Origin of the sequence: Psychrobacillus sp. NPDC093180 (assembly GCF_044754065.1) — a bacterium.
Classification (GTDB): Bacteria; Bacillota; Bacilli; order Bacillales_A; family Planococcaceae; genus Psychrobacillus.
The window spans coordinates 162498-174766 of record NZ_JBIVOJ010000005.1 but is presented as its reverse complement, the minus strand read 5'-3'; the positions used below and the strand labels follow the sequence as shown (position 1 = coordinate 174766).

The 12269-nt window shown below is 38.0% G+C and carries 11 protein-coding genes; all 11 read right to left on the bottom strand.

Annotated features, from left to right (window positions below; all coding sequences use genetic code 11):
* Positions 1-276 precede the first annotated feature (276 nt).
* Positions 277-1341, bottom strand: a complete 1065-nt coding sequence (recA, locus tag ACIP9W_RS09380; protein WP_142540850.1) for a recombinase RecA — start codon at positions 1339-1341, stop codon at positions 277-279.
* A 183-nt stretch (positions 1342-1524) separates the two neighbouring features.
* The gene (locus tag ACIP9W_RS09375; protein WP_400788461.1) at positions 1525-2772 is read right to left on the bottom strand and encodes a competence/damage-inducible protein A; all 1248 of its coding nucleotides are present in this window, start codon (positions 2770-2772) and stop codon (positions 1525-1527) included.
* Positions 2773-2786: 14 nt separating this feature from the next.
* Positions 2787-3365 carry a CDP-diacylglycerol--glycerol-3-phosphate 3-phosphatidyltransferase gene (gene pgsA / locus ACIP9W_RS09370; RefSeq protein WP_400788459.1) on the bottom strand — a complete coding sequence of 193 codons (579 nt, stop codon included), beginning with the start codon at positions 3363-3365 and terminating at the stop codon, positions 2787-2789.
* 50 nt (positions 3366-3415) lie between these two features.
* Positions 3416-4285, bottom strand: coding sequence for a helix-turn-helix domain-containing protein (locus tag ACIP9W_RS09365; protein ID WP_400788458.1), 870 nt, complete (start codon positions 4283-4285; stop codon positions 3416-3418).
* A gap of 16 nt (positions 4286-4301) precedes the next feature.
* Entirely contained in the window at positions 4302-5108 is an 807-nt protein-coding gene (locus ACIP9W_RS09360) for a DUF3388 domain-containing protein (RefSeq protein WP_400788456.1), read from the bottom strand.
* Positions 5109-5236: 128 nt separating this feature from the next.
* Positions 5237-5968 carry an elongation factor P 5-aminopentanone reductase gene (gene ymfI / locus ACIP9W_RS09355; protein ID WP_400788454.1) on the bottom strand — a complete coding sequence of 244 codons (732 nt, stop codon included), beginning with the start codon at positions 5966-5968 and terminating at the stop codon, positions 5237-5239.
* Positions 5961-7265 (bottom strand): EF-P 5-aminopentanol modification-associated protein YfmH, encoded by a 1305-nt coding sequence (gene yfmH, locus ACIP9W_RS09350; RefSeq protein ID WP_400788452.1) that lies wholly within the window; start codon positions 7263-7265, stop codon positions 5961-5963. The genes ymfI and yfmH overlap by 8 nt, the downstream gene beginning before the upstream one ends.
* Complete coding sequence (yfmF, locus tag ACIP9W_RS09345; RefSeq protein ID WP_400788449.1) at positions 7258-8535, bottom strand: EF-P 5-aminopentanol modification-associated protein YfmF; 1278 nt, start codon at positions 8533-8535, stop codon at positions 7258-7260. Before yfmF ends, yfmH begins: the two co-directional genes overlap by 8 nt.
* 111 nt (positions 8536-8646) lie before the next feature.
* Complete coding sequence (locus ACIP9W_RS09340; protein ID WP_400788448.1) at positions 8647-9606, bottom strand: ABC transporter permease; 960 nt, start codon at positions 9604-9606, stop codon at positions 8647-8649.
* Between the two features lies 1 nt (position 9607).
* Positions 9608-10654 (bottom strand): ABC transporter permease, encoded by a 1047-nt coding sequence (locus ACIP9W_RS09335; RefSeq protein ID WP_282245280.1) that lies wholly within the window; start codon positions 10652-10654, stop codon positions 9608-9610.
* On the bottom strand, positions 10644-12194 hold the full coding sequence (locus ACIP9W_RS09330) for an ABC transporter ATP-binding protein (RefSeq protein WP_400788444.1): 1551 nt from the start codon (positions 12192-12194) through the stop codon (positions 10644-10646). Before ACIP9W_RS09330 ends, ACIP9W_RS09335 begins: the two co-directional genes overlap by 11 nt.
* Between the last annotated feature and the right edge of the window lie 75 nt (positions 12195-12269).

The window sequence follows — 12269 nt, the reverse complement described above, 5'->3', positions numbered from 1 at the left end:
CTATAGTTTGCTATAATCCACCTGCTAAGTAAAAAGAATTCGCTAGATTGGTTTGTCGTGTTGGAGGCTTACTATGTCGTGTAAAACACTTAATGGAATTTAGAGCAAGCGAATCTTGGTTAAATTGGAATTTTGACCAGTGCTCTAGCTAAACTATTAAAATGTAGCTCAGCGGATCTGAATCCTAGTGCAAACTTATTATTGCGTATTATCTTTTAAAACGAACGCTAAAATATCAAAAAAAGTCCCTCAACAAGTTGAGAGACTTTGATTATTTTATTCTTCATCTAATAGTAATTCAAACTCTTCGTCTTCTTCTTCAGGTTCGTGTCCTGCAATTGTATAAGAAGACGCAGCAAGTCCTAGAGATTCGCGGATTTTTAAAGCGATTTCGCTTTTAATAGTTGGATTTTCTTTTAGGAATTGTTTTGCATTTTCTCTACCTTGTCCTAAACGTTCTTCGTTGTATGCATACCAAGAACCGCTTTTTTGGATGATGTCCATTTCTGAACCAAGATCGATAATTTCTCCTTCTTGCGAAATTCCTTCTCCGTACATAATATCTACTTCAGCTGTTCTAAATGGTGGCGCTACTTTGTTTTTAACAACTTTAACTTTCGTTTTGTTCCCCATAATATCCGTGCCTTGCTTAATTGCTTCTGCACGTCTTACTTCTAAACGTACGGAACTATAGAATTTAAGTGCGCGTCCACCTGGAGTGACTTCTGGATTTCCGAACATTACTCCAACTTTTTCACGAATTTGGTTGATGAAGATCGCAATCGTGTTAGATTTGTTAATAACACCTGAAAGTTTACGTAATGCTTGAGACATTAGTCGAGCTTGAAGACCAACGTGTGAATCTCCCATTTCCCCTTCAATCTCTGCTTTTGGAACAAGGGCAGCTACTGAGTCAATTACTAAAATTTCTACGGCACCGCTTCGAACTAATGCTTCTGCAATTTCAAGCGCCTGCTCTCCCGTATCTGGTTGTGATAAAAGTAATTCATCAATATTTACACCTAGTTTTTGAGCGTAAACTGGGTCTAATGCATGCTCTGCATCGATAAATGCTGCTTGACCGCCATTTTTTTGTACTTCTGCAATCGCGTGAAGTGCAACAGTTGTTTTACCCGAACTTTCTGGACCGTATATTTCGATAATACGGCCTCTTGGATATCCGCCTATTCCTAATGCTGCATCAAGTGCTAAAGAACCACTTGAAGAAGTAGATATTTCACGGTCCGTTTTTTCTCCTAATTTCATAATGGAACCTTTACCGAATTGCTTTTCTATTTGTTTTAACGCCATATCGAGCGCTGCTTTACGATCATTAGCCAACTATATTTCCTCCTTAGAAGATTCTCTGATTTTTATTTCTATCTCTACTATACTAGGTTTTTGAGAAATACACAAGAAAAAAGCGAACGTTTATTCGTTCATTTTTGCGTCTATTTCATTTTAGTTACTAAAAACAGCCCAAAATTCAATTTCGGGCTGTTTTCTATGTTCAAAATTCAATTTCTATAATCCTCGATCATGCAGTAAGCATATTAAATAATGGATGGTAAACTTTACAGCTCTTAATCTGTTTGTATTTCGCATACCTGATAGGCTTAACTTGTAAGAAACAGGTGCCGCATCGTCAAAAGCGATACCAATCCAAACTGTACCTGCCGGTTGACCACCGTGCCCGTCTGGACCAGCTGCTCCTGTAATGCCAACACCAATATTAGTATCAAACTTCTCTCTTACACGCATAGCCATTTCCTCTGCACATTGACTAGATACTACGGTGAATTCATTAATCGTCTCTTCATTTACGCCTAATTGCTGTATCTTTATATCCTCTGTATACGTAATCATACCACCAACTAGTGCCTGCCCCATACCTGAAACTGCGGCAAGCTCCGCTTGAAAAAGTCCTGCTGTCATACTTTCTGCGGCAGAGATCGTTAAATTATTTTCAACCAAAATATCTCGAAGCTTTGATGCAAGGGAATCATTATTATAGCCATACACAAACTTTCCTACGCGATTGTAAATCTCTGTTTGTAAGACATCAATAAGTTTCCAAGCCTCTTCCTCTGTTTCACTTTTAGCGGTTAATCGTAAGGTAACTTCTCCGTCAGACGCTAGTGGTGCAAGCGTTGGGTTCGTTTGATTGTACAATAAATCTTGGACTTCGGTTTCTAGCTCTGCTTCTCCAATGCCATAAAATCGCATAACATGTGACTTAATAATGGATTCATTATGTAGTAGCTTAGAAAGGATAGGTTTCGCTTCGAATTGGAACATTGGCTCCATTTCTTTCGGTGGGCCTGGTAGTAAAATATACGAATGCGTTTCGGTCGATAAAAACATTCCAGGTGCCATTCCGTGCTTATTTTCTAAAACAGTACAGCCTTCTAAAACAAGTGCTTGTTTTTTATTGTTTTCTGTCATATTTCGGTTCATGCGCTTGAAAAAATCTTCAATATAAATGAGAGCATGTTGATCTGATACAAGGTTTTTGTTTAGATGTTTCGAAATTGTCTCTTTCGTTAAATCATCTTTTGTAGGCCCCAATCCTCCTGTAAAAATGATCAGGTCTGCTCGATTCTCCGCAATTTTAATAGATTCTACCAAGCGGTCGGGATTATCACCAACAACACTATGATAATAAACATCGATTCCTAACTCCGCTAGCTGAGAAGAGATGAACCGAGCATTTGTATTGGAAATTTGACCTAATAATAATTCGGAACCTACCGCAATAACTTCAGCTTTCATAAAAAACTTCCTTCCTACTTAGAATCCAGTAACACTCTACGATTTAGATAAAAATAATCAAAACCGGACCATACAGTAAAGAATAAACAAACATACAGCATAATCATATCAAACGGAATATGGAACATTTCAAAAAACACATTACCTAATAATAAAGAAGAAACTGCGATAATTTGTGTCCACATTTTAATCTTTCCAAGCTGGTTGGCAGCTACGACTTCTCCTTCGTTTGCAAGGATCAAACGTAGTCCTGTTACCGCAAACTCACGGCTAATGATTAAAATAACTACCCAAGCTGGAGCTGAACCCAGCTGCACTAAAATAATGAGAGCAGCAGACACTAACAATTTATCTGCCAGTGGATCCAAAAATTTCCCCATATTCGTTACTAAGTTATGTTTTCTTGCATAGTAACCATCAATAAAGTCTGTAATCGATGCAACTATAAAAATTATCGCTCCGATTAAATGTCCCATCGGAATTGTTGCACCAAGAAAGCTAATATCGCCCCAGTTAAAAGGGACAAGCATAAATAACATAAATACTGGTATTAAAAAAATTCGGAACATCGTTATTTGATTCGGTATATTCATTTATATGTAACTCCTTTCACTTTCAAACAAAATAGCCATCTATAAGATGACTATTTTTGAAACTGTATGACTAAGTTTTGCGTAACCATATCTGTTGGAAATTCAACTACTTGGTCATTGATAGACACGGTATTACCAGGAGTCGAACCGAGGCGTACTCGAACTTTTGATGAGTTAGTCACGTCTAATTCGAATGTCTCACCAGCGCTAACTGCTTGGTCGACCAAAATCTTATTGTCCTGATCTCTTATGTTCAACCAAGTTTTGTTCGTTGCAACTACTTTTAATACATAGTTTTCTCCACCAGTTAAATTATACGTAGACGTTTCCCCTTGTGTTTCCACAAAAGTAAGCTGCTCGTCGGCAACAGGCTCTTCTTCTACTACTTCTTCCTCCACCGGCTCTTCTGGCTCTTCTTTTTCCTGTTCTTCCACGACTGGATCTTTTGCGTTTTGCTCTGATTGAGGTTTTTGTTCAATCACCACATTATCATTTGGTTCCACCACATCTTTGGAATCTTCGGGTTTATTTTGATATAAAATCCAAACAATTACAATAATTGCAATGATGAATAGGGCAACAACGATCATTGGGAAAGCTTCCATAAATTTATTCGACGTACGTCCACCTAAACTTCTTCTAGATGGCGTCGCAGGAATACTTTTAGAAACGTCGTCATTTGTAGGAGAAGGAATATCGGTTTTATACGACTCCAAAAGCTCGTCTCCGTTCAAACCGACTGCCTCTGCGTATTGCTTTATAAATGCGCGCACATAAAATGCGCCAGGCATTGTGGCATAATTTCCTTCTTCTATACCAGTTAAATACCTCTTTTGAATTTTTGTTATTTCTTGTAAATCATCAATACTATAACCTTTTGCTAATCTCGCTTCTTTTAAGCGAGCGCCAAGTTCCGTCAACTAAAACACCTGCCCGTTAAAAATTAAATCCACCAAATCCGCCGAAACCACTCATTCCTTTGTCCGACATGCTGTGGTTTTTCTCCATCATTTCATACGAAATCTCTTCTTCGGGATTGTGACGAAGCTCAATAATATAATCAAAATCATCAATAGAATACTCGGAGTGTTGAATGAACATATCTGGATGCTCTACTACTTTAATCGTAGGCATTCGCATCATTTCCCTTACTAACATTTGATGTTTTTCATCATTTGAATTCCTTGTCACAATGCCATCGAGGATGAAAATATTGCGATCGCTAAACTCGTCCCCTATAAGTTGGCTTCTGATGGTTTGTTTAATCATGGTAGAAGAAAGAAAAATCCACTTTTTATTTGCACAAACGCTTGCAGCGACAACCGATTCTGTTTTACCGACACGTGGCATTCCCCTAATGCCAATCAACTTATGGCCTTCTTGTTTAAAAATTTCAGCCATGAAATCCACTAAAATTCCCAACTCATTGCGGACAAATCGGAATGTTTTTTTGTCATCTGCATCTCGTTGAATATAGCGACCATGACGCACTGCCAACCGATCTCTTAACTTCGGTTCCCTATATTTAGTCAATTGGATTGTTTCCATTGTCGAAGCAATATGTTCAAAGCGTTCAATATTTTCCTTTTTTTCTGCTTTAATAAGCATACCACGTCTGCCTTCATCTACGCCATTAATCGTAACAATATTTACACGAAGCATCCCAAGTAATGAAGCAATATCCCCTAAAAGACCTGGACGATTTATTTGAATCTCGTATTCAAAAAACCACTCACTTGTCATACATATCTGTCCTCTCTCGTTAGATGACGTTATTTACCTATTATAAGTTCTATCATATATGAATTTCGAGGCGAATAAAAGAAAAAAGAAAAGAGCACGATTCTCTCTCTTTTCTCTAAAAATACTACTTAAATATACCATCCGCCGTTAATGCGAATAATTTGGCCAGTAATATAGTTTGCTTTTTCGCTAGCTAAAAAAACGACCGCATCCGCAACGTTTTGTGTTGTACCAAAAACGCCTGCAGGTATTTCTTCTAATAATAACGTTCGAGCTTCGGTTTCCACATGCATATTCATCTTCGTATCGATAAAACCTGGTGCTACCACATTTACCGTAATCTTAGAATGTGCGACTTCTTTTGCATAAGCTTTCACAAATGCATGCTGGGCTCCTTTTGCAGCAGAGTATGCCGCTTCATAGGAAGCCCCCGTCTCTCCCCAAATAGATCCAACGAAAATAATCGAGCTATGCAAATGTTTTCGAAGCTTTGGTGTCACTTTACCTAAAAGAAACATCGGATGTTCCACATGCACTAGAAATAACTGACGTATATCTTCTAGCGTCGTTTCTTCCAACCCTTTATATAAGCTATGCCCATGAGCGAAAACAATGGAATGAAGGGAAAAGATTGAATTTGCTAATTTTTCAATAGAGCCGGGTTCCCTCATATCCGCTTGTATAAGCATAAATTCTTGTGTCGGGTATAAACGCTCCAAATCTTCCATAAGCGTGCTTACACGCATATTATTGCTTGAATAATGTAGATATAGGGACCATCCTGCTTCAGCTAGGTTACGACAAATGGTGTCCCCTATTTCTCCTGAAGCCCCTAACACTAATGCAAACTTTTTATTCATTACCGTTTTTCTCGAATGGAACGACCTTGAATACAGTGTGTGTCTGTTCATCCTTCAAAGATTCCAGTGCCTGCATCACTTGTTCCAGCTTAAGATTTTCAAGGGCTGGTACAACGTCAAATAAATTCATATCGTTAAAGGAGTATCTTGTAAATTGGTTTGCGATGTATTCAATTGAATTTAATGCACGTAAGAAAAAGCCAATTTTTTTACGTGTAACCCGCTTTAAATCCTCTTCGGTAAACTGTCCTTCTTTTGCTAATGATTGAATCGATTGTTTAATTTTCTCGACAAGTTGTTCCGGGTTAACGGTATCCGAGCCGATCATCGTAAATCCGTATCCTTTTTCCATTGAAAAGTCTGCTGAATACGATTCATCGATTAATCCTTTTTCATAAACGTCTTGATAAAATGCAGAAGTTCTTCCGAATAAGAGTTCAATTGCCACTTGCATGGATAACTCATAATTCAGCATTTCTTCGCCAGAAATATCGGTATTCGTTGCCTTAATACCATAAATAACTTTTGGTTTTTGGACATCCATTTGCAAGCTGCGCTCTGAAAAAGCAACATTCGTTTGTTCAGTCGGGAAAAATCGTTTAATTTCCTGTGGCGCTTCAAAAGTTTTCGCCGCTTGGTCTTGTTTGATAAAATCCATCATTTCCTGTGGATTCACCGCTCCAACAACAAATACTGTCATATTAGATGGATGATAAAACGTGTTGTAGCATTCATATAAATGATCTGCGGTAATTTTATCAATAGACTCTATCGTTCCTGCAATATCAATTTTCACGGGATGGTCCTTATACATATTTTCAATAGCTCCAAAGTATAAGCGCCAATCGGGCTGGTCATCATACATGGTAATTTCCTGCCCAATGATCCCTTTTTCTTTTTCGACGGTTTCTTCTGTGAAATAAGGTTGCTGCACAAAATCAAGTAAAGTCTTCGTATTATCTAATACATGATCAGTAGAAGAGAATAAGTAAGTCGTTTTTGTAAAAGAAGTGAACGCGTTGGCAGAAGCACCTTTTTCACTGAACTGTTGAAAAACGTCTCCTTCCTCTTTTTCGAACATTTTATGCTCTAAAAAGTGGGCTATACCATCAGGAACGATTACAGGTTCCGTTTTACCAAGGGGAATAAATTCACGGTCAATCGATCCATACTTCGTCGAAAAGGTTACAAATGTCTTGGAAAATCCCTTTTTCGGTAAAATATATACTTCTAAGCCATTCGGCAATTGCTCATGGTATAACGTTTCTTCTAATTGTTCAAAATAAGTTTCATTCATTGCCTGCACCTTCCTTACCAGATAGGAAATAGACGAATTCCTTTTCTATTTTCTGAGCCATTTGACTGATTTGTTCCTTTGTTACAGTGGACCATTTGGCAACCCAGTCTTCTACAGTAAATGACTCATTTAATTCTTTATATTGATCGTAAATTTCAATTTGCGCGCGAGCGGAATCCATTGCTTCTTTCAATTGATTTGATAGCATCGATTTTGTTTGATTTATTTCTAGGTCTGTAATATTTCCTTCTTGCATCGTTTTTAACTGTTCATCTATTAACTTTACCGCTTTTTCCTGTAAATTAGCATCGATCCCTGCTAGGACAAATATTAAGCCATATAAGGATGCATAGCTACTAGACGCATAATAGGCCATGCTTTCTTTTTCTCGTACATTCATGAAAATTTTGGAATGTGAAAAGCCTCCTAAAATGCCGTTTGTCATCTGCATTACAGGAAACTCCTCCGAAAAGAAAGTAATTGGTGTACGATAGGCGATATGCAGTTTTCCTTGCTTCATATCTTGTATTTCATGTAAGAACCCATTTTCGGTAGATGCCTTAGCTGCCTCTACGTCACGTGACAGTGCTGTGGATCGAGCTGTAAATGGAAAATGGCTAGCTATTTTTTCTTTGATTTCTTCTACATTTACATCTCCAACAACATATATGGACAAATTATCTTCTGTTAGAATGGTTTGGTGCATCGCTACTAGTTGTTCGTTTGTTACAGCTTTTACTGCCTTAACTGTTCCATTTGCAGAAATAGAAGCAGGGTGATTCGGGCGAATATTCTCTAGCAAACGTTGCTGCGCATATCTTGTTTTGTCGTCATACATCGATTGTATACGTTCGACAACTTGATCTTTTTCTCTAGTGACAATTGAATCTACAAATTTTCCATCTACCAACCTTGGTTTAAATAAGACGGTATGTAATAAGTTGAAGACTTCATCTACTACTTTTTCGTTGGATAAATAAGCATCATTTACCGTTTCCGCATTCAGTGAAAAAATATGATGAGCTCCTTTTTTCCCTGTATCAAAGTATAAGACAGCACCATATAAATCATCTAAACGTTTTCGAAAATCTGCATTAGTTTCATATTCGGCATTGCTATACTGCAATACATTCGCTAAAACAGCACGGATCGCCGCTTGTTCCTCGGTTAGTTGTTGTTTCCATTTGAACGATATATTAATCGTTTTAAATTGTTCGGTCGGTCTTACATAAAGCTTAACGCCTTGGGCAAGTTCGAATTGTTGAAACATGTTGTGATCCCCCTTTTTCTTCTAGTTTATCTCTTATACCATTTTACTATACATGTAGTCCTTATAACTGTACAAACAAAAAGGGACCAAATTTAATTGGTCCCTCACGTTTTATCGTTTTCCTTTAATATATGGTACACCACTAGCTTTTGGTGCATGTGCTTTTCCGATAAATCCAGCTACCGCTAAAATCGTCAATACATACGGTAAGATATGCAAGTAATAGCTCGGTATTTGATCGATATATGGAATTTGCCCACCAATAATACTTAATGCCTGCGCAAAACCGAAGAATAATGCTGCTCCAAGCGCTCCTAGTGGATGCCATTTCCCGAAGATCATCGCAGCAAGTGCCATAAACCCTTGTCCATTAATCGTTGTATGACTAAATTCCCCGGAAATAGCTTGTGCATAAACTGCTCCACCGACTCCTGCAAGCATCCCTGATAAAATAACCGCAATATAGCGCATTTTCGTAACATTAACACCCATCGTGTCCGCAGCCATCGGGTGCTCCCCTACTGCGCGAAGACGTAAACCAAACGGTGTTTTATAAATAACAAACCACGCACCGATTGCTACGATAAAAGCTAAAATGGATGTCGAATAAACATCTTTAAAAAACATAGGTCCCAGAACTGGAATATCACTTAAAAAAGGAATATCGAATCGGACGAAACGTTCTTGAATATAATCTGTTTGCCCTTTACCATAAATCATTTTAACAGAGAACAATGCAATTGCGACACCTAGCATATTGATCGCTACCCCGGAAATCGTTTGATCTGCACGGAAGGAAATAGTTGCTACCGCGTGCATAATTGCAAATATACCAGAGACAATCATGGCTGCAACTATGGACATCCATGGAGTCATTGAACCGAAAGTATCGACAAATGTAAGGTTGAAAATAATGCCGATAAATGCTCCCATTACCATTAAACCTTCAAGTCCGATATTAACAACACCGGAACGTTCGGAGAAAACCCCACCGATTGCTGTAAAGACTAGCGGAGCAGCATAAAATATGGCTGACGGAATAATGAAATATAGAACCTCTAAAAAGCTCATGTTATTTCGCCTCCTTTTTCTTGTTCGTCTTTACAAGGAAATAGCGAATAATGTAACCACATGCTACAAAGAAAATAATAAGCGCGATAACAATCGAAACGATTTCAACCGGTATACCAGCCGCATTTGGCATATTCAATGAGCCAAATTTCAACGCACCGAATAAGGTTGCACCGAAGACTACCCCGAGCGGCGTATTTGCACCTAAAAGAGCTACTGCTATTCCGTCAAATCCGATTCCCGTAAAGCCACCTTTTACACTCGCATATTGGAATGTACCAAGCGCTTCCATCGCACCCGCTAACCCTGCAAATGCTCCGGAAATAACCATCGAAAGGATAATATTTTTATTTACATTCATACCAGCATACTCAGATGCGTTCTTATTGAATCCAACTGCCTTCAATTCAAAACCAGTCGTCGTTTTTTCTAATATGAACCACATCACAAATACCATTGCCAGTGCAATGAATATACCGTAATGCAATCTCGAATAATCTGTTAAACTTTCAAAAAATACTGATTTCAAAGAAGCCGTTTCTTTAATAGTACCTGTCGTTTCTTTGCCATTTGCAACCATTCGTGTAAGTACATTTGTCGTATGAAGCGCAATGTAGTTCATCATAATCGTTACAATAACTTCATGCACTTGTAATTTGGCTTTTAAAAGACCAGGTATAAATGCCCACAAACCACCTGCTACTGCAGCAGCGATAATCGCTAATGGTAAATGGATGTACATTGGTAGATCGAACGCAATTCCCACATATGCAGCTGCAAACCAACCGACTAACAATTGTCCTTCTACCCCGATATTAAATAGTCCTGTACGGAAAGCAAACGCAACTGCTAACCCTGATAACAAGTAAGGAGTTATTTGGCGGATAGTTTCTCCTATTGTATAGGAATCTCCAAAAATACCATTCCAAAGTGCAGAATAACCTGCAATTGGATCGTATCCACTTACTACCATTACTACTGCTCCTACAAGTAAACCTAATATTACGGAAATAACAGGGACAAGTATATTAACTACTCTATTCGGCATGCTTATTATCCCCCTGTTTGCTCACTTTTTCTCTTGTGCTTTGACCTGCCATTAACAGACCTAATTCTTGCTCAGTTGTTTCTTTTGGCAATACGGTGTCGACTATATGTCCATCATGAATAACCGCGATACGATCTGATACATTCATTACTTCATCTAGTTCAAACGACAGTAATAGTACCGCTTTTCCTTTATCTCGTTGCTCGATTAATCGTTGATGGATAAATTCAATCGCACCAACATCTAATCCCCTAGTTGGAAGTGCTGCGATTAATAACTCTGGGTTACGTTCGATTTCTCGACCAATAATGGCTTTTTGTTGGTTACCACCCGATAAAGCACGCGCCGGAGTAAATTCTCCTTGCGTTCGCACATCATATTCTCTAATGATTTTCTGTGCTAATTCTGAAACTTTTCCATAGTTCATAATTCCATTTTTAGAAATTGGATTTTCATAATAAGTTTGTAAAGCAATATTATGTCCAATAGGGAAATCCAATACTAGTCCATGTTTATGACGGTCCTGTGGTATATGTCCAATGCCTGATTCCGTCACTTTACGAGGCTTCTTATTCGTTATATCTTGTCCATTGATCGAGATGGAGCCGCTTTTTGACTTTCTTAATCCGGTAATGGCTTCGATTAACTCGGATTGGCCATTTCCATCAATTCCAGCAATACCTAAAATCTCACCTTTACGCACTGTTAAACTCAAATCTTTTACTCTTTCCACGCCACGATAATCGGTAACAACTAGATTTTTTATAACTAAAGCATCATCAGTAGGATTCGCATCCACTTTAACAGTTGTAAAATCTACTTGTCTACCAACCATTAGAGAGGCAAGTTCATTAGGATTCGTTTCAGCCGTGATAACGGTTCCAATTCCTTCTCCTTTACGGATAACGGTTACTCTGTCTGAAACGTCCATAATCTCTTTTAGTTTGTGCGTGATAATAATAATCGATTTTCCTTCTTGAATGAGTCTTTTCATAATTTGAATGAGCTCAATTATTTCTTGGGGAGTAAGAGATGCAGTTGGTTCATCGAATATTAATATCTCTGCTCCTCGATATAGTGTTTTTAAAATTTCCACACGTTGTTGCATACCAACAGATATATCTTCAATTTTAGCGTAAGGATCAACCGCCAACCCATACATTTCTGAAAGGGATTGGATTTTTTTCGCAGCATCTTTAATGTCGATAACACCGCTTTTCGTTAGTTCGTTCCCTAAAATAATGTTTTCTGTTACAGTGAAATTTTCTACAAGCATAAAATGCTGATGAACCATACCAATTCCAAGGTCATTTGCTACGTTCGGATCCGTTATTTTCACAGTCTTCCCTTTTACTTTTATCTCGCCGGCTTCCGGTTGATATAGACCAAATAGCACATTCATGAGAGTGGACTTTCCAGCTCCATTTTCTCCTAGAAGAGCATGAATCTCTCCTTTTTTTAATTGGAGAGTAATATTATCATTCGCAACAAATGATCCAAACTCTTTTCGAATGCCTAGCATCTCTATTACATATTCCAATGAATTCACTCCCTACTATACTAGTACAAAATTAATACAGGAAAGACTTTAAATTTTTAAAATCTTTCATCTATT